Here is a 19,204-nt window from a genome sequence, read left to right as displayed (position 1 = left end):
TACTGCTGTCATCAGTGACAAGTGAGTACCAAACCGTGTACCATTTAGCTTGGGTTTTATTTTTGGTACTCGACTAGTACTCATTTGGTACACGCATTCGGAGAATAGCCATGAAGATCACGGCAGCAAAGTTAAAAAGTATTAACGGAAAAGCGTACACAGGTAAGCCTGAAATAGCAGACGGTGATAACTTGTCACTTAGGATCTCGCCAAAGGGAAAGATCTCATTTCAAATACGGCATAGGCTAAATGGTAAGCAAGTAAGGTACAAAATAGGTGAGTACCCAGCAATAACATTAGCCCAAGCGCGTGAAGCGTGCGCTGAAAAAATGGCGCTTGCTAATCAAAACTTAGATCCAAGAAAAATGGAAGCCGTTAGCGCAGTTGAGGTAGAGCAAATAGAAAACCCGACTATTAATGATTGCGTAGAATATTGGTATAAAAATTACTGCCTACTAAAGCGTGATAGTCCAGAAGATATAAAGCTGCGGATCACGTCCTGCTTAAACAATACTTGGAAAAACCAATACGTATCGCTTATGAATAAAAGCCATTTTACTGCGCTGTTTAAATCTATGAGTGAGGTATCAAGTGCTAGAGGTCGAGGTGATGGCTTCGTTTTTAATGCCATTATAGAGATCAGATCAATGTTTAGGTTCTGTATTCGCCAGGGCTTTATTAGTAACTCGCAGTTTGAAGCATTAAAGCCGAGCGACTTTGCTACTGATTACGATAGCCGTGAGCATTACTTAACTATCAAAGAGTGCCAGTTAATTTGGTCTAACGTTGATCTGCTAAGCATTACGGATAGAAACAAGGTTATGCTGCGCTGTGCAATGGTGTTTGGTTGTAGGATAAGCGAGCTGTGCAAGGCGCAAAAGACTGACTTTGATTTAGACAACAAGTTATTCACCACACAAAGAGGTAATAGCAAAGGCGCGTTACACTCTATTATAAGGCCAATACCAGACGTACTACTTGAAGATCTGCGTCATATTAAAAGCCAATCGCCAACGTTTAAATACATGTTTCATAACCGCGACGGCGATTACCCAGCCAGTAGCGCAAGTGCTAGCCGTATAGCTGCGGCGTGTCATGAAAACATAGCGGGAGTGTCGGAGTTTAGGATGCACGATTTTAGGCGGACCATATCAACCCACTTAACTGATGCCGGTTGCCCTTTGCAATTTACCGAAAAATTGCTAGGGCATAAGATGAAAGGCGTATTGGCTATTTACAATAAATCGCCAATGCTAGATGGGATAACGGAATGGGTAAATCGTTGGGTTCTCATACTGAAAGGTGAACAGTCTGCTCTCTAAGTGCTTTGCACTGTCATCTTTAAGGTTTGTGTGCTCGTAGCTTATAATCGAACTGACTATTTAGAACGCAGACGTAGAATGATGTGCTGGTGGTCTGATCATATTGAAGCGGCTAGTAAAGGGGATTACTCGATGACTGGCAGCCAGCATTTGAAAATAGTTTAAGGATTAGCTAATGGATGATTTTATAACTTTTAACGTCGCTTTGGATTATATTTCTTTCAATAAAGAAACAGATATGAATATGAAAGCGATTAAATTAATTGACCTTTATTTGAATGGTGAAATTGATTTATATATCGAACTAAACGGTAAGGATGGGAAGCTAAGTTTTCCGTATAGTCCACTTCCGCAAGCTTATAACTCGCTAGATAACTTACTTAGCCTTATAGAGAGCGGAAAGAAAGAAGATGCTTTAAAAGATGTTAGTGGCTTAGCAAAAAAAGGTTGGGATACCAATTCGAGCCGTGAGTTAGAAAAGTTGGTTTCTTCGGCCGTTAGAGATACTTACTACACGAGGGTAGAAGATGGTGACCAGGTTTCTTACAAACCCAATGAATTTATTAAAAAAACTTTTGTGAGTGGTGCTCGTGGCGCGGCCAAACAGCAAACAAATCAATCGTATACTTCTGAATGTTCATATTTTTCTGAAGATGAAACTTATAAATTACAGGGCGTTTTTAAAGTTCATTTGGATGAAGGACGTTGTCTTTTAGAGCGTTATAAAAAGATTCTATTTTATGATGAAAGTGATGATGAGTTGAGTGAAAGAGGTATTAATTTACCAGCAGGAGGGATTAGTAGGCTTGTGTCACTAGATGGTCAGATATTGACGCTATACAGTACTTATATATGTAAAGGTGATGACGGTAGACAAAAAAAAATGCACGAACATCCACATATAATCTTTCCTGATATCAATTCGTTTTTGGTTAGTCGTAATCAGGTTTTAGCGATTGATAAAGAGAGCTCCGCGATAGTTAAGCGCCCTAATGCTACTCAGAGAAACCAGTCCATACACAGGCAAATAGTAGATGCTGCGCTTTATGAATTGGCACATAACTACAAAGGGTGCTTGAAGAATGGTGTACCCATGGCATCAAAGGTTGTAGAGGCTTTTACATTAAATCATAAAGTTCATTGGCCTGATGGTTGCGGGGTTGATAAAGAGACAGGAAGAGTTAAAGAAGTTCCTTTGAGTAAAGAGAAAATGGATAGGATCGTTCGAGCTTTAATTAAAAAGAAAAATTGAAATTTAAGTGTTTAATATCAATTTATTAGATTAGCTAACAGTCAGCTAACGTTAGCTGACAGGAAATTTATATTTAATCTCTTAATATTCGCCTTGACCCAATAAAATAGAAGGTGAAAGGCGATGACAGATAGAATTTTAAAGCTAGATGATATTGTGGAGATTACAGGTGCGAGCGTTTCCACGATTAAGCGCTGGGAGAAGGCGGGTAAGTTCCCTGCTCGTAAAAAGCTAGGCATTAAGGCTATGGGCTGGCTTGCAAGTGATATTCAGCGCTGGCTTGAAAACCTGCCAAGTGTAAAACACCACAAAGGAGCAGCATAATGAATGCTGAGCGCGGCACAATCGCCGCCACCCCATCATCTAAAAAGCGACAATCAAAAACAGAGCGAGCTAATTTATATATTCTTGCTCATCCAGCAGGCGCAACAGAATTAGATATCTTACGCAGTGCGCACTTATCAAGTGGCAGAAATTACTTCACTGATCTTGAGCGTAGCTACGGCTTTAAGTTTACGCGTGAAAAAATACCAAATTCAGACGGTATTAGTGGCTACTTAAAATATAGCTTTTCCTCTATTGAAATAGCTGAGTCGATTATAAAAGCAATCAATAAAAGCCGTATAAGTCGAAAGCTACCTGAGTTTACGGCTGGGCAAAAAGCAGAGCTTTTAAGGCCAATAAAACAACTCCAGGGCAATTAGGAGGCTATATGGTTAAGCTTGAGGATTTAATTAACCGGGGTGATGCTATTAGTATCACCAACGGTAAGTTAAATATAACCCCAATAAGCGGTAAAGCTGTGCCAAGCGAGTGGATCAACGAGCATTCAAACACGCTAGTCAGCCAAATTAGCCAAGTAGTACAGCAGCCAATATATGCCTATACAAGCTTTACCGTAGGCAGTTATCAGGGCGGTAAGTTTGATGGTATCACTCTGCGCTTTTACGAGGTTACTAACCATGCTGATCACTACACTATTTTTAACGTGTCGCTAAATAGGCAAAAGCAACCAGGACGCTATAAAGGTAAAAAGTTTATAGCACCAAAGCAAGGCGCATTAATGAAGTTTTGGAACCGCCTAGCTTTGCCTAAGCCAAGGCGACCCAGTGAGCTTTATAAAAAAATAAATGTAATGAGCGAGTACTTTTGGCAAGCCAGTCTAAGGGATAAAAACAAACTTGAAAGTAGTGAACTTTCTTTTGCCAATATCACTCATCAGCAAATTGTTGATGGCTTACAGCAGGGCAACTTAGCGACAGGCGAGTGGCAAGCTGGTGGCAATTTAGTGGCATTGCATGGTGGCAACTTACAGGGGCAGCGAGTAGAGGCACATAGCAGTGGCAGTAAAATCGAGCCGGCCCATATATATCAATGGCTACAAGCTAATCAAACTACGGGAAAAGTAAAGTACGAGTCTGTTGAACCACGGATAACTAAAGCTACGAGCCTTTCTAACTACGGTATAAGTAAACAAGGTAGCACGGAAGAAAGTAAACCTAATAATCACCTATTAATAAAGGAAAAAGCAGTAGTAGAAAAAAAAGAGCACTCAAAAAACAAAGTTAAGCCACAGCAGCAATCTCACGAAGAGTGGCTTACTGATTACGATAACGCAAAAGAATTTTGATCAACAAATAAGGTAGGTTCAAATGTTAAATTCAGCTATAACTCAAAATGCCGGCATCACAATAGATAACTTTGATCTGCTAGAAGGTGGCCTTACCCAGGCACACAGCCTAGTAAACTTTCTTTTTATAAATGACAACCATCATGAAATGCCAAAGCAAATGTTTTTAAATTTATTAGCGCTGGCAAGTACGCGAATTGCTAAAAGCATTGTTAATAGCCAGGCAATACTTAGCAATGGGCTTCCGGATAAGCAGCCACAAATTTCAGCTCAGCTTGAACAAGTACGGTTATTACTGGATGCGCTACATATAAGTGATGAGGTGGCTAACACCTCTTTAAATGAACAAAGCAATTTACTTTGGTTGGTAAGTGACTGCTTAGAGGAGGCTAATAGTGAATTAGGGCGTATACCAATCATTCAACAGAACCATAATGCTAACCTTAAAAGCAGCTAATTGTACCAGTATTTATTTTATGCTTTTTTACAGAAGTTAGACTTAACCTGATGACAGCTATGAAAAAAACATTTCTTTTTCTCATAATAAAATAACCTGCCCCAAGCATAATATTTATAATTGGCAAGAGCTTACCTTATTTGCTATTAATAGAAACTCAAAAATAAGGACATTTACGCTTAAAAATAGAAATAATGTTCTCAAATAAAACTGTTATGTACCTGGGTGGATCATGGACGAAACTACTAAATATCATGAATTAGCAAAAGATGCTGGAAATCGCTTAAGAGCATATATCCTATCTGTTTCTTCAGGAGCTACGGGAGTATTCTTTTTAGCGTTAACTAAAACAGATAAAACGCCTCTGTCTTCTCCTGAAAAATGGTTGCTATCAATAGCATTAATATCCTTTGTGTTAACTGTTTTACTTTGCTTGTATGAATTACGTATTGATGCGAAGAGGTTTTTTTCATTAGCAAAAGAACTTAGCAAACCACAAAGTGAACAAAGCTGGGAAAAAAATAATAGTTATAAATCTAAACGGTATTGGCTTATTCATTTGTCTTATGTGACTTTAGGTATTGCTATAGCATCAACGAGTTTTTATCTTTTTTTAAATATAGTCGGTACATAATTACGCACTTAGGGCGCTTAAAGCAGCAAAACGGCTTTGCTTATAATGGTGCTTACCAGCATAAGCAAGCCTGTACATGACAGGTAAAGCCCAATGTAATTCACATAACCGATGCGTTTAAATAGGTGAACGGCCACTATTAAACGCATTACTATTTCATTCTCAATTAATTCTCAAAATCAAAACTTTTCAAAACATCAGCGTTAACATTCCTTGCTCAACTACTCACATTACATAGCCTAAAATTTTGCTTATTTAATCTATTTTATATAGCATCTGCTAATAGTATGAAACGTGTTGAAATAACATAGTATATACAGGGCTTAGTTTGCCCAAAGCCGTATAAAAGGGATGGTTTAAGTTATGGATAAAAGAAAGCTCAGCGAAACCGATATAATCAGTAAGTTTATTCTACCCGCAGTTAAAAACGTAGGCTGGGACGACATAACCCAAATACGGCAAGAGGTGCCGCTCCGCGACGGTAAAGTAATCGTACGTGGGCAACTTGGTGTACGTAAAACGGTTAAATCGGCTGACATAGTGCTTTACCATAAACCCAGTATGCCGCTTGCTGTCATTGAGGCTAAAGCCAATAAGCACGAAGTAGGTAAAGGGCTACAGCAAGCGCTAGATTACGCTAGGCTGCTTGATGTGCCGTTTGTATTTGCCTCCAATGGCGATGGCTTTATATTCCATGATAAGACCAAGCTCGGCACGCCTGATGCGCATAACCTCGAATCTGAAATACGCTTAGCAGACTTTCCATCACCGCAAGAGCTATGGGCTAAGTATTGTGCTTACAAAGGCTATACCGCTGCGCAACTACCTATAATCAACCAAGCCTATTATGATGATGGCAGTGGCAAACACCCGCGTTACTATCAGCTCCAAGCAATTAATAAAACAGTAGAGGCCATATCAGCAGGTAAAGACCGCGTACTACTTGTTATGGCAACCGGTACAGGTAAAACCTATACCGCGTTTCAAATCATTTGGCGTTTATGGAAGTCACGCGCTAAAAAGCGCATTTTATTTCTAGCCGACCGTAATATATTGATTGATCAAACCCGTATTAACGACTTTCAGCCATTTGGTACTTCAATGACCAAAATTACCGGTAGAACCATTGATCCCGCCTACGAAATACACCTAGCGCTTTACCAAGCACTAACCGGGCCAGAAGAATCTCAAAAAGCCTTTAAGCAAGTAGACCCTGACTTTTTTGACCTCATTATTATTGACGAGTGCCACCGTGGTAGCGCAAGCGAAGAAAGTGCCTGGCGTGAAATACTTACTTATTTTAAAAGTGCTGCGCAAGTTGGTTTAACCGCAACACCCAAAGAGACAGACGAAGTATCTAACTCCGATTACTTTGGTGACCCTGCTTATACCTACTCACTTAAAGAAGGCATAGAAGATGGCTTTTTAGCGCCCTACAAAGTGGTGCGTGTCGATCTCGATGTAGACCTACAAGGCTGGCGGCCCACTAAAGGTCAGGTTGATAACCAAGGCGAAGTAATAGAAGACCGCATATATAACCAAAAAGACTTTGATCGCACTATGGTCATAGACGAGCGCACCCAGCTGGTGGCCGAAACCATCACCAACTACCTAAAGCGCACCGATCCTATGGCTAAAACTATCGTGTTTTGTAACGACATAGATCACGCCGAACGTATGCGCCGCGCCATTGCTAATTTAAACCCAGAACAAATGGCTAAAAACGACAAATACGTGATGAAGATCACCGGTGACGACGAACTAGGTAAAGGCCAACTCGACAACTTTATAAACCCTAAGCGCCCGTACCCGGTAATTGCCACTACTTCAGAGTTAATGACTACTGGGGTAGACGCCAAAACTTGTAAGCTGGTGGTGCTTGATCAAAACATACAATCAATGACCAAGTTTAAACAAATTATAGGTCGTGGTACTCGTATTGATGACCGTTATGGCAAATTGTGGTTTACCATACTCGACTTCAAAAAAGCCACAGAACTATTTGCTGATGAACGCTTTGATGGCACCCCCGAAAAAGTAATAAAAGTAACGCCAGACGACATAGAAGACGAAAACATCGATCTAGAATCACAGCAAGACGATACAATTCATGTAGAAGGCACTGAAAGCGACCCATACAACGAAACAGAAGCAACAGATACCATTAACGACCTTAAAGGCGATGGCACGCTGGATGGCGAATGGGACGACGAAAATAATAAAATGGTTAAGTACCGCGTATCGGGTGTTACCGTTAATAAAGTCGCAGAGCGAGTACAGTATTACGATACCGACGGCAAACTTGTTACCGAATCATTTATAGACTACACCCGTAAAACCATGAGCAAGCAATACAGCTCACTCGACGACTTTGTAAAACGTTGGAATGAGTCAGATCGCAAACAAGCCGTAATAGACGAGCTCGCCGAAGAAGGCATTATTTGGTCAGCCCTAGAGGAAGAAGTAGGCAAAGACATGGACCCATTTGATATGATCTGCCATGTAGTTTACGACCAACCCCCATTAACTCGTAAAGAACGCGCAGATAACGTACAAAAGCGTAACTATTTCACTAAATATTCGGGTACCGCGCACACCGTACTCGAGAACCTTCTGTTAAAATACGCAGATGTAGGCGTGCAAGAAATAGAATCTATGCAAGCACTTAAAGTAGCGCCATTTAACCAAATTGGCAGCCTAAGTGAAATCGTTAAAAAAGGCTTTGGTGGTAAGGCGCAATACGAGCAAGCGGTTAAAGAGCTAGAAGCACAAATATACCAAATGCCAGCCGCTAAACAGGCTTAAACCCTCATTCAAATTTCACGCTTTTTTATAGCGTAACCGCTTAGTTAATTATTAGCTAAGCGGTGAAGTAAGTAATTTAAACAAGAGAATACTATGTCTATCAGTTCAGCTATTAAATCCATTCAAGATATTATGCGTAAAGACGCCGGTGTCGATGGCGACGCACAACGCCTTGGTCAAATGTCGTGGTTACTATTTTTAAAAGTATTCGACGCGCAAGAAGAAGAACTAGAGCTTGAATTAGACGATTACCGCGAGCCAATCCCTGAGCAATTTTTATGGCGCAATTGGGCAGCAGACAACGAAGGCATAACGGGTGATGAGCTTTTAGAGTTTGTGAACGACAAGCTATTCCCAGAACTTAAAAACTTAACCGCACCTATAGATAAAAACCCTCGGGGTTATGTAGTAACCCAAGCCTTTAGTGATGCCTTTAACTACATGAAAAACGGCACGCTATTGCGCCAGGTTATTAATAAACTAAACGAAATAGACTTTACTGACTCAAAAGAGCGTCACTTATTTGGCGACCTGTACGAGCAAATACTAAAAGATTTACAAAGCGCAGGCAACGCGGGCGAATTTTATACCCCGCGCGCCATTACTAAATTTATAGTGGCGGTAACCGACCCAAAACTAGGCGAGTCAATCATGGACCCGGCGTGTGGGACCGGTGGCTTTTTAGCGTGCGCGTTCGACCATGTTAAAGCAAACTATGTTAAATCGGGCGACGACCACCAAATATTGCAAAAGCAAATACACGGCGTAGAAAAAAAACAACTCCCGCACTTACTGTGTACTACCAACATGATGCTTCACGGCATTGAAGTACCGGTACAAGTTAAACACGGTAATACCCTAAATAAGCCACTTTCAAGCTGGGATGACCAAGTAGATGTCATCATCACCAATCCACCATTTGGCGGCACTGAAGAAGACGGCATCGAAAAAAACTTCCCAAGCGACATGCAAACTCGTGAAACAGCTGACTTGTTCTTACAGCTCATTATAGAAGTGCTCAACACCAAAGGGCGCGCAGCAGTAGTATTGCCAGATGGCACCTTATTTGGTGAAGGCGTTAAAACCAAAATTAAAAAGCTATTGGTAGAGGAATGTAATTTACACACCATAGTTCGCTTACCTAATGGTGTATTTGCCCCGTATACAAGCATTAAAACTAACATCCTGTTTTTTACCAAAGGCACACCAACGAAAGACGTGTGGTTTTACGAGCACCCATACCCAACAGGCGTTAAAAACTATAACAAAACCAAACCCATGAAGTTTGAAGAGTTCAAAACCGAACTTGAATGGTGGGGTAATGAGGCCGATGGCTTTGCAAGCCGTACTGAAACCGAACAAGCGTGGAAAGTATCAATCGACGATATTATTGCCCGTAATTACAACCTCGACATTAAAAATCCGCATGTAGGCGAGGTAATCAGCCACGACCCAGAAGAGCTATTAGCCGACTACTCAAAACAGCAAGCTGATATACAAGCACTGCGCGATCAGCTAAAAGGCATATTGTCAGCGGCACTTGCTAAAGATGTTGAGGGCAAGTAATGGCTGATACTAAGACAAACGTAAACACAGAAAACCTTAGTTCTGAGCAATTAATCACCGAACATCTTGATATTTGGACCACCGCCATTGAGCAAAAGTCGTCAGCAGGGCGTGGTTCATCTAAAAAGTTTTCACTTCATGGCATTAAAAAACTCCGTGAGCTTATTTTAGAACTCGCAGTGCGTGGTAAGTTAGTGCCGCAAGATCCAAATGACGAACCCGCCTCAGTATTATTAGAACGGATAGCCGCAGAAAAAGCACAATTGGTTAAAGATAAAAAAATCAAAAAGCAAAAGCCACTACCTGAAATTAGTGAAGACGAAAAACCGTTTGAATTGCCTGAAAGTTGGGAGTGGGTTCGGTTTCCTGATACTTCTTATTATGGACCGGGTAAAACACCATCAACCAAAAACGCTGACTTTTGGGCTGAGAATAGTGTCGGTATACCTTGGGTGAGTATTGCTGATCTAAATGATGTTGGCTATGTAAGTGAAACGAATAAACAGGTTACTCAATTAGCGAAAACAGACATTTTCAAAAGGGAGCCTGTACCTAAAGGTACATTGTTAATGAGTTTCAAATTAACAGTGGGTAAGGTTTCTTTTTTAGAAATGCCAGCCTTTCATAATGAAGCTATTATTTCAATATTTCCTTACTCAGGGGTTTCAAAAGATTATCTTTTTCGTGTTTTACCTAATCGTGCAAACAAAGGCAATAAAAAGAATGCGGTCATGGGCTTCACGCTAAATTCTGAGTCATTATCTTTACTCGTTGTTCCTATTCCTCCAGAAAAAGAACAACACCGCATTGTCGCTAAAGTCGATGAGTTAATGAGCTTGTGTGATGCGCTTGAAGCGCAAACTGAAAACAGTATTACGGCACATCAAACATTAGTTGAGGTGCTGTTAGAGGCGTTGCTGAAAGCACCAGAGCAAGGAGCAACACCGGAACAAGCCAGTGCACAGTTACAACAAAACTGGCAACGTTTAAGCGAGCACTTCGACACGCTATTCACCACCACCGCCAGCATCGACACGCTAAAACAGACTATTTTACAACTAGCCGTAATGGGCAAACTCGTCCCACAAAACCCAAACGACGAGCCCGCCGCCAACCTCCTAGAGCGCATAGCAGCAGAAAAAGCCCAACTGATTAAAGATAAAAAAATCAAAAAGCAAAAACCATTACCAGAAATCACCGACGAAGAAAAGCCGTTTGAATTACCAAATGGTTGGGAGTGGTGTAGGCTTCCTGATTTAGGTGAGTTAGCTAGAGGAAAGTCCAAGCACCGTCCGCGTAATGATCCAAAGTTATATAAAAACGGAACTATCCCTTTAGTTCAAACCGGTGATGTAGCTCGCTCAGTTGAAGTTATTGAAACCTACACAGCTATGTATAACGAAGTAGGCCTAGCACAAAGTCAGCTTTGGCCGAAAGGTACATTGTGTATCACCATAGCAGCAAATATTGCTGATACTGGAATTCTCGGATTTGATGCTTGTTTTCCTGATAGCGTAGTGGGTTACACATGTTTTGAGGACCAAATTCCAACGAAGTATTTCGATTATTTTATTCGAACAGCAAAGGCAAATTTAGAGAAATTTGCCCCTTCAACCGCACAAAAGAATATAAATTTAGAGATACTTAGCCAAGTTTTGGTTCCTTGTCCTCCACTCGAAGAATTTGAAAGGGTAGTTAATAAAGTCGATGAACTAATGACACTCTGCGACCAACTTAAAGCCCGTTTAACCGACGCACAAACCACTAAACTTCACCTCACCGACGCCATAGTCGAACAAATTATTTAAAGGAATAAGTTAATGCCAAGGATTGCGAAGAAGTATGAGAAGTTAGCATTAACCGATGATTATTTAACAGATCCTTTGTTAATGGCGTTGGCTTGGAAAAAAAGTCATCACTATATCAGAACTACAAACTGGTACGCCGATAACTTTGAGTTGGACTTATCGGCGCTTACTCTAGCGAATACGGCTAATAATTGGTGTCTTGATATTGAAAAAGATGAGTTTAATTTTAAAAATTTAGAGCTAGTTCCTGCTCCAAAACAATACAAGTGGGGCTTTCAAGAAGAAAAACCGGATACAGTTTCATCTGATGAGTGCTTATATTGGCATCCACTTGGTTCTATAGATGATATTCCATTAAGGCCTCTGGCTCATATATCTATCCGTGATCAAAGTATAATGACATTGTTGATGATGTGTTTAGCCAATGATGTTGAAACAATGCAAGGTGACCCTTCGACAGATTTTGAATTAGTACATGATAAGGGAGTCGTTAATTATGGCAATCGTCTCTATTGCCAATATGATGACGATGGAAAGGCTGAGCACAGCTATGGTGCTACAACCATTTACAGTAAATTTTTTATTGATAATCGCCGTTTTTTAGAGCGGTCGTACCATTTTGCAGAGCAAGCCAGAAATGAGCTTAATGATGAGCAAGATGTGTTTATGGTTGAGCTAGATCTCTCTAAGTTTTTTGATTTAGTTGATAGAAAAGTACTATGTAAAAAATTGAAGGATTTGGCTCTTGGCCAGTATGTTGACTCTAGCGAATATCAACTTACCGACAAGTTACTTTTAGCATTTGAAAAATGGGATTGGAGTGAGCAAGCAAAGGTTGGCTTTAAGGAATTATGCAAATCGAAGCTTGTACCAGAGGCACCAAAAGGAATACCCCAAGGGCTAGTTGCTGGTGGTTTTTTATCTAACATTTACCTTTTAGGGTTTGATAAAGAACTTAAAGGGTTAATTGGTCAACAAATAAATGACGATTGCAGTATTGATATTACTTTAGTTGACTACTGCCGCTACGTAGATGATATGCGCCTTGTTGTTACCTCACCTAAACATTCTTCGCTAGTCAAACAAGGAAAATTAACTTCTTGCAAAGTACAGCATTTAGCTTCTATAAAAGAGCAAATTACCTCTTCAGTAAACAAGGTTTTTAAGGACGCCGGCCTCCACACCTTAAGTCTAAACGGTGATAAAACCAAGGTGGAGCTATATAAACCAAGAGTAGTTGGTGTGTCGGGTGAGCTGACAAAAATTCAAAATCGTTTAAGTGGGCCAATTACTTTTGATGATTCTCAGGAGTACTTAGGGCAACTTGAAGCGTTATTATCTATGGTGGGAAGTGACTCTTACCTTTCACAAGGTGAAAACTGCACTATAAACTTACTGGCACAAGTGGAGCAAAAGCATCTTGATATAAGGGACGACAGCCTGAAGCGTTTTGCAACTAACAAGATTGCTAAGGTGCTAAAAGTTATACGTAATTTTACGGCACACCCGGTTGATGCCAACGGTAAATATACTCCATGTGATTGGGACTATCAACAAGAGCGTTTAGCAAGACGGCTGATTGCATGTTGGAGCCAAGACCCGTCACTGGTCGTACTGCTAAAAAAAGGCTTAGAGCTATTTCCTTGTAGGCAGTTAATTAACCCTGTTCTTCAACAGTTAAAGCGAAAATTGAGCGATAAAAATAAGCAAGTCGTAGCTGTTGCTGCGTATTGTTTAGCCGAAATTTTTAGACATGCGTCCACCACTATTCATCGGTTAGACCCTAAATATATTCCACTACACGCTGACCATGATAACTTTTTTGAACAACTTCAATATGAAGCAGTTAACATATGCTTGAGCGCTGATACAGAAGGTGAAGTAGGTTTTAATTTATTAGTTGAACAAGCTAGATTTTTGTTACTAGTAAGACTTGATACGACTTTGGAACAAGGCTCTGGTAATCAAGACTATGATCTTATTATAAAGCTTAGCAAGGGATTTAGAAAAATTAGTTTGCCTACCTCGTTCTCTGCTGAAAAGCTTGCAGCTAATATTTTACTTGCGGAGCAGTTAAATAAAAATTCTAAACCTCTAGTCAGAGCCGTTTCATGTTTACTAGATCATTTAGCGTCAGATAAGGTTACTGATGTTTTATCAAGCATATCAGTACAAAATGTTAGCTTCTTTAGTTCGCTTGTTAAGCACGCACGTCCACTTGAATATCATTGGCCCAAACAGCAAGTAATAAAAGAGCTTATTAGGCATCAAGGCATTGATAAAAGACCTTTAAAGAAACCATTAGAGAGCATTAGTGGCTTTCAGTCTCTTCTTAGACTAGTACAGCGACCAGATAACCCGTTTGCAAATGAGATAATGGCGTTAAAGTTAATACAAGCTTTGCTTGAAAAAAGTACTGAGTTAGAAAAGGCTGCGTCAGATAAGCTAATAGATATAGCGACGACTAAAATCAAACTAGAGAACAGTAGCTACTCACTACCTCCTCAGTATGATTTATTTGATTGTAGCCTTAATATTGAGCTTGGATTTACTTCTTCTAATTTATTATTGAGTAAACATTTAATTGAAGTTGACGCTGAAACTAAAGTCCTTCAGCGAGTCGCTATATGTGCTCGATCCGCATTAATAGGCAATATAGATTGGTCTGGATTTAGCTCAAGCATAGAGGCGAAAACAGGATATAGAGGTATAAAAACTAGCTCTGAAAAAAGAGCTTTAGGCATGATGAATACACCACACTCTATAGCAGGTGAATCTGCGCAAATTTCTCATTGGTTAACAACTTTATTATCAAAACTTTTGATTTGGCCCGGCATATCAGTCAATGACCAAGGTTATGACTGGCCATTAAATTGGACTATAGATAGCGTTAATAAGTTAGTCGCAAATAGATTAAATGAGCTTAGATTAAAATATTGCAAGCACACAGCTATGCCCGGGTTAATTGAAACAATTAACCTTGATTGGCAAGATAATAAGCAGAACCTAACTGTGGCTATGGTGCAATCTAAACTGCCTAGCAATAGTGACTTTGAGCAATATGGAATAATGTTAGATAATAACGGATTTAGGGTAAGACACAGGCGCCATGTTGCTGATGTTGCCGCACTAGTGTGTAAGCATATTGATGCGCAGCGAACTGATGACTTAGAGCGCAAAGAAAGAGGGAAACAAGTTGACCTTATTATATGGCCAGAGCTATCTGTTAGCCATGATGATTTAGATGTTTTAATTACTCTATCGAGAAAAACTCACTCAATAATTTACGCTGGTTTAGGCTTTATTAAGCAAAATAATGTAGATGGACCAAATAATTGCGCTGTTTGGATTGTGCCACCTAAGGCAAATTCAGAACAAAAAGAGCTTATTAGATTTCAGGGTAAGCACAATATGATGGCTGAAGAAGTAGGTAAAATTAAACCTTGGCGGCCATATCAGTTATTGTTGGAGCTTAAGCATCCTAGATTTCCGAATAAGTCGGGCTTTGTAATTACAGGTTCAATTTGTTATGACGCAACAGATATTTCATTAAGTGCAGACTTAAAGGATAAAACAAATGCCTATGCCGTGTGTGCGCTTAATAAGGATGTAAACACGTTCGATACTATGATTGATGCGCTTCACTATCATATGTTTCAGCCTGTAGTGTTAGTTAATACAGGAGTCTATGGTGGCTCTTGCGCGAAAGCTCCATATAGCAAGCCTTACGATCGACTGATAGCTCACAGTCATGGAAATGATCAGGTATCAATTAATACATTTGAGATGAATATGTTTGACTTCAGGCGCGATGATGTTGGTATAGGAATGAAGTCTAATAAGTTAATAAAGACTAAGCCGGCAGGTTAAGTGGTAAATGAATTAAAGAGTTGCTCGCTTTAAAAAGGTTTGGTGTTTTATTGAGTATGAAGACTTTGATACCTATCTCTTCATACTTGGTTATAGATGTGCAATATGAAAATAGGGAAGTTATGAATAAGCAAATTAAAATCATACTGATGATACTCTTAATCCTTTTTAGCCAATTTATAATGGCGCAGCAAAGCCCACAAGAAAAAATTGAGCAACCTAGAAGTGCTTCAGCTTCTTCTGATATTGAAGCTGAAAAGCTAAATGATTTAGAGGTTTTAACATTTGAGCAATTTCAATATAAATATGGTTATAACTCAGATACAGCCACAGAGTATCTCAACTTCACTCTGGTAAACAAAGTAATGCCAGAGGTTGAGAGAAAAAGGCGAGAAAAAGAAGCTGACTTAGAAGCAGAACGCGCCATTGATAGCATTCTTTGGGTTATAGGAATATCTTTTTTCATTACTGTTTTTTTTATTATTAAAAAGTATATTCCAGTATTCAAAGTGGCTATAAAGCAAGCGGCTCAAAAGTTTCAAAAAAGCACCTCTAAAATAAAAGGTAATCTGAATGAAAGTAGGTTGAAAAGAAAGGTTCAGGATACCGTTATCAAAGAGGTGGTTAAGCAAAAGATCAGGAACAAGGTAGGGACAAAAAGCAACGTTCATAAGCATTTAGATAGTAAAGATGCAGGTAGCAGTTCAATTAATTTAACTAAACTCAAGCAAGATATCAGCATAGCGTTAGAAAACGGGGAGTATGATAAAGCTAAAGAGTTAACTAATTTAGCAGAAAAGCTCTCTAAGCTTAATTAGTGCTATTGCGTTTTTGTAAGTATTGCAAAGCATTTCTAGGACCAAAATTCTCTAGTTGAAAAGAATAAAATAAGTCTGATGCTTAATTTTATAATAGTAAGTACAACTTGGTTTTTAAGGAACAATTATGGAATAAAATAATAAGAAAACAGAGGTAAAGGAAGAAGTTAAATTTAAAAACTTGGTAATTCTTTATTTAATTGCTATTGCGCTCACGGCATATCATCAATATACAGCAACAGGTTATACATTAATTTTAGCGATTGTTGCTAGTACATTGGTCGTTATTTTTATGCCTATATTACATATAGCAGTCTTTTCACTTTTTAAATCAAAAAGAACTACTAGGGTAAGAAAGAGGATTTTGAAAGGATGGTTTGTATTATTAATTCTCGCATCAATCACAAATATATACCAAGAAAATAAAAGTAGCTTTTCAACTACTAGTGCGGATAGTGATAGTACTAAAGTTACTGAAAAGTATATTAAACAGGTTAATAAAAACTTGGAAAAAATTTCTGGTACGAAGATAGCCCCAGGCACCATAATTAATTCAATATACATGACTAACTCAGAAACTAATTTACGGGTTAACTATTATGTTCACCTTGATGATGAATCAAGCCTATATACTAAAGAATCTTTATTGAAGGTTATTGACAAAGAAAATGCGTGTTTAAAATTTTTGCCTTTTCTGGAATTTGATAATGTGGATCGTATTACACTTTTCATTGCTTATAGGTTTAATGATCATAAAGTAATAGATTTGCATGTAGAGTGTGTTTAGCATTTTATATTTAGTATCAACTCTTCATATTAATAATTTTAAACAATCATGCTGGGTTGAATTAAGAGTGGCCCACTATTAAATTAGGGTGACAATATAAATATCAAAGCTAATAATCGACTCCAGCCCAAATTTATAGTGATTTTTTAATATCACCTCTTGAAAACACTCACATCAAACACAATATTCAGTGCATGGCTTATAACAGCAATTAATCAATTGAGTACCAAATTGAGTACCAAAAGATAAGAAGGTAATAACATGACTGACAATAAAAACATTGAAAAACATGAGTTTGGAACAGATGCGGGTAAGATACTCAACTTAATGATTCATTCTCTTTATTCTAATAAAGAAATATTTTTACGTGAACTTGTGTCAAATGCCTCAGATGCAGCAGACAAGTTACGCTTTTTAGCATTATCACAAGGTGATCTGTACCAAGGCGACGCTGACTTACGTGTGCGTATTAGCGCTGACAAAGAAGCTAACACCATTACTATTTCAGATAATGGTATTGGTATGACCCGCGATGAAGTAATAAGCTCTTTAGGGACGATTGCAAAATCGGGTACTGCTGAGTTTTTCAAAAACTTAACTGGCGATCAAAGTAAAGACTCGCAGTTAATTGGTCAGTTTGGTGTTGGTTTTTACTCAGCATTTATCGTGGCAGACTTAGTAACGGTTCGCACCCGTAAAGCTGGCGAAACAACTGCTTACGAGTGGGAGTCTCAAGGCGAAGGCGAGTACACGCTGCAAGAAATTGAAAAAGAAGGCCGTGGTACCGACATTATTCTACATCTTCGCGAAGAAGAAAAAGAGTTTGCTGATGAGTGGCGCCTGCGCAGCATAGTGACTAAATACTCGGATCATATTTCGACCCCAGTACAAATGTACAAAGCAGAAGTGCCAGAGTCTGAAGGGGAAGATGGCGAAAAAATCCCAGCAGTACCAGGTGAGTGGGAAAGTATTAACCGCGCTACTGCACTGTGGACTCGTGATAAGTCAGAGCTTTCAGATGACGAATACAAAGAGTTTTACAAGCACGTAAGCCACGATTGGGAAGATCCACTAAGTTGGGCGCATAACAAGGTAGAAGGTAAAACTGAATACACTAGTTTGTTATACATCCCTAAAAAAGCGCCATTCGACTTATGGAATCGTGATCGCCAAAGTGGTTTAAAACTGTACGTACAACGCGTGTTTATTATGGATGACGCTGAACAATTCATGCCAAGTTATTTACGTTTTGTAAAAGGCTTGTTAGATTCAAACGATTTACCACTTAACGTATCTCGCGAAATTCTACAAGACAACAAAGTAACGCAAGCTATTCGTAAAGGGTGTACATCGCGTATTATTAAAATGCTTGAGCGTATGGCTAAAAACAAAGCGGACGATTACCAAGTATTTTGGAATGAATTTGGTCAAGTGATCAAAGAAGGCCCTGCAGAGGATGCAGCTAATAAAGAAGCAATTTGTAAACTATTACGTTTCTCTTCTACGCATACCGATTCAGCAACGCAAGATGTATCGCTTGAGCAATACGTTGAGCGCATGAATGAAGGCCAAGAAAAAATATACTACGTAGTGGCTGATACGTTTACTGCTGCGAAAAACTCTCCGCATTTAGAGATTTTCCGTAAAAAAGGCATTGAAGTATTACTGCTAAGTGACCGTGTAGATGAGTGGATGATGAGCCACTTAACAGAATTTGCTGATAAGCAACTACAATCAATCACCCGTGGTGATTTAGACTTAGGTAAGCTTGACGACGAAGAGACTAAAAAAGCGCAAGAAGAGTCTGAAAAAGAAGTTGCCGGTTTAGTAGAGCGTATTAAAACTGCGTTAGGTGATGAAGTTAAAGAAGTGCGTTTTACGCATCGTTTAACCGACTCTCCAGCATGTGTTGTTAGCGATGACAACGACATGAGCTCACAAATGCAAAAGCTAATGGAATCGGTTGGTCAAGCCGCTCCTGAAGCAAAACCTGTGTTTGAGCTAAACCCAGAGCATCAACTTGTTAAGCATTTAAATGATGAGCAAGACGAAGATAAGTTTGCACAGTGGTCGCATGTATTACTTGACCAAGCGCTACTTGCAGAGCGTGGCACACTTAAAGACCCTACAGGGTTTGTAACTCGCTTAAATAAACTTATGCTTGAATTAAGCAAATAAGTTTAAAAAATTAAAGATTAAGTTAAAAGGGAACCTAAGTTCCCTTTTTTATACGCTATATGCCCGCTAATGACTTA

The 19,204-nt window shown here is 39.3% G+C and carries 14 protein-coding genes and 1 pseudogene; all 15 read left to right on the top strand.

The window, feature by feature from the left end; genetic code table 11:
• The first annotated feature begins 110 nt into the window (after positions 1 to 110).
• The 15 genes and pseudogenes from I6F41_RS07940 (at position 111) to htpG (ending at position 19,127) form a co-directional block, all read left to right on the top strand.
• Positions 111 to 1,322, top strand: a complete 1,212-nt coding sequence (locus I6F41_RS07940; protein ID WP_197108099.1) for a tyrosine-type recombinase/integrase — start codon at positions 111 to 113, stop codon at positions 1,320 to 1,322.
• Between the two features lie 39 nt (positions 1,323 to 1,361).
• Positions 1,362 to 1,487 (top strand): annotated as a pseudogene (locus tag I6F41_RS18170) (integrase); the annotation flags it as partial.
• Positions 1,488 to 1,497: 10 nt separating this feature from the next.
• Positions 1,498 to 2,574, top strand: coding sequence for a hypothetical protein (locus tag I6F41_RS07935; RefSeq protein ID WP_197108097.1), 1,077 nt, complete (start codon positions 1,498 to 1,500; stop codon positions 2,572 to 2,574).
• Positions 2,575 to 2,697: 123 nt separating this feature from the next.
• Complete coding sequence (locus I6F41_RS07930) at positions 2,698 to 2,898, top strand: helix-turn-helix transcriptional regulator (RefSeq protein ID WP_197108095.1); 201 nt, start codon at positions 2,698 to 2,700, stop codon at positions 2,896 to 2,898.
• Positions 2,898 to 3,278: a hypothetical protein gene (locus tag I6F41_RS07925; RefSeq protein ID WP_197108093.1), complete on the top strand. Its 381-nt coding sequence runs from the start codon at positions 2,898 to 2,900 to the stop codon at positions 3,276 to 3,278. The genes I6F41_RS07930 and I6F41_RS07925 overlap by 1 nt, the downstream gene beginning before the upstream one ends.
• A gap of 8 nt (positions 3,279 to 3,286) precedes the next feature.
• A complete protein-coding gene (locus tag I6F41_RS07920) occupies positions 3,287 to 4,204 on the top strand; it encodes a hypothetical protein (protein WP_197108091.1) in 918 nt (305 codons plus the stop codon).
• Between the two features lie 22 nt (positions 4,205 to 4,226).
• Positions 4,227 to 4,661 carry a hypothetical protein gene (locus tag I6F41_RS07915; protein WP_197108089.1) on the top strand — a complete coding sequence of 145 codons (435 nt, stop codon included), beginning with the start codon at positions 4,227 to 4,229 and terminating at the stop codon, positions 4,659 to 4,661.
• Between the two features lie 232 nt (positions 4,662 to 4,893).
• Positions 4,894 to 5,295 (top strand): hypothetical protein, encoded by a 402-nt coding sequence (locus I6F41_RS07910; protein WP_197108087.1) that lies wholly within the window; start codon positions 4,894 to 4,896, stop codon positions 5,293 to 5,295.
• Between the two features lie 363 nt (positions 5,296 to 5,658).
• Complete coding sequence (hsdR, locus tag I6F41_RS07905) at positions 5,659 to 8,100, top strand: EcoAI/FtnUII family type I restriction enzme subunit R (RefSeq protein WP_197108086.1); 2,442 nt, start codon at positions 5,659 to 5,661, stop codon at positions 8,098 to 8,100.
• Between the two features lie 93 nt (positions 8,101 to 8,193).
• The gene (locus I6F41_RS07900; RefSeq protein WP_197108085.1) at positions 8,194 to 9,666 is read left to right on the top strand and encodes an N-6 DNA methylase; all 1,473 of its coding nucleotides are present in this window, start codon (positions 8,194 to 8,196) and stop codon (positions 9,664 to 9,666) included.
• A complete protein-coding gene (locus tag I6F41_RS07895; RefSeq protein ID WP_197108084.1) occupies positions 9,666 to 11,474 on the top strand; it encodes a restriction endonuclease subunit S in 1,809 nt (602 codons plus the stop codon). Before I6F41_RS07900 ends, I6F41_RS07895 begins: the two co-directional genes overlap by 1 nt.
• 12 nt (positions 11,475 to 11,486) lie before the next feature.
• The gene (locus I6F41_RS07890; RefSeq protein WP_197108083.1) at positions 11,487 to 15,344 is read left to right on the top strand and encodes an RNA-directed DNA polymerase; all 3,858 of its coding nucleotides are present in this window, start codon (positions 11,487 to 11,489) and stop codon (positions 15,342 to 15,344) included.
• 122 nt (positions 15,345 to 15,466) lie between these two features.
• The gene (locus tag I6F41_RS07885; protein ID WP_197108082.1) at positions 15,467 to 16,162 is read left to right on the top strand and encodes a hypothetical protein; all 696 of its coding nucleotides are present in this window, start codon (positions 15,467 to 15,469) and stop codon (positions 16,160 to 16,162) included.
• 364 nt (positions 16,163 to 16,526) lie between these two features.
• On the top strand, positions 16,527 to 16,949 hold the full coding sequence (locus tag I6F41_RS07880; RefSeq protein WP_197108081.1) for a hypothetical protein: 423 nt from the start codon (positions 16,527 to 16,529) through the stop codon (positions 16,947 to 16,949).
• 261 nt (positions 16,950 to 17,210) lie between these two features.
• The gene (htpG, locus tag I6F41_RS07875; RefSeq protein WP_197108080.1) at positions 17,211 to 19,127 is read left to right on the top strand and encodes a molecular chaperone HtpG; all 1,917 of its coding nucleotides are present in this window, start codon (positions 17,211 to 17,213) and stop codon (positions 19,125 to 19,127) included.
• The last annotated feature ends 77 nt before the right edge of the window (positions 19,128 to 19,204 follow it).

Source organism: Pseudoalteromonas sp. SCQQ13 (assembly GCF_015864415.1).
GTDB lineage: Bacteria > Pseudomonadota > Gammaproteobacteria > Enterobacterales > Alteromonadaceae > Pseudoalteromonas > Pseudoalteromonas nigrifaciens.
The sequence above is the reverse complement of the archived record's forward strand: the minus strand, read 5'-3'. Positions and strand labels throughout refer to the sequence as shown.

Bases quoted from the DNA above. Each gene is read 5' to 3' on its own strand.
- I6F41_RS07940 (WP_197108099.1), top strand. From the start codon at position 111: ATGAAGATCACGGCAGCAAAGTTAAAAAGTATTAACGGAAAAGCGTAC.
- I6F41_RS07935 (WP_197108097.1), top strand. From the start codon at position 1,498: ATGGATGATTTTATAACTTTTAACGTCGCTTTGGATTATATTTCTTTC.
- I6F41_RS07930 (WP_197108095.1), top strand. From the start codon at position 2,698: ATGACAGATAGAATTTTAAAGCTAGATGATATTGTGGAGATTACAGGT.
- I6F41_RS07925 (WP_197108093.1), top strand. From the start codon at position 2,898: ATGAATGCTGAGCGCGGCACAATCGCCGCCACCCCATCATCTAAAAAG.
- I6F41_RS07920 (WP_197108091.1), top strand. From the start codon at position 3,287: ATGGTTAAGCTTGAGGATTTAATTAACCGGGGTGATGCTATTAGTATC.
- I6F41_RS07915 (WP_197108089.1), top strand. From the start codon at position 4,227: ATGTTAAATTCAGCTATAACTCAAAATGCCGGCATCACAATAGATAAC.
- I6F41_RS07910 (WP_197108087.1), top strand. From the start codon at position 4,894: ATGGACGAAACTACTAAATATCATGAATTAGCAAAAGATGCTGGAAAT.
- hsdR (WP_197108086.1), top strand. From the start codon at position 5,659: ATGGATAAAAGAAAGCTCAGCGAAACCGATATAATCAGTAAGTTTATT.
- I6F41_RS07900 (WP_197108085.1), top strand. From the start codon at position 8,194: ATGTCTATCAGTTCAGCTATTAAATCCATTCAAGATATTATGCGTAAA.
- I6F41_RS07895 (WP_197108084.1), top strand. From the start codon at position 9,666: ATGGCTGATACTAAGACAAACGTAAACACAGAAAACCTTAGTTCTGAG.
- I6F41_RS07890 (WP_197108083.1), top strand. From the start codon at position 11,487: ATGCCAAGGATTGCGAAGAAGTATGAGAAGTTAGCATTAACCGATGAT.
- I6F41_RS07885 (WP_197108082.1), top strand. From the start codon at position 15,467: ATGAATAAGCAAATTAAAATCATACTGATGATACTCTTAATCCTTTTT.
- htpG (WP_197108080.1), top strand. From the start codon at position 17,211: ATGACTGACAATAAAAACATTGAAAAACATGAGTTTGGAACAGATGCG.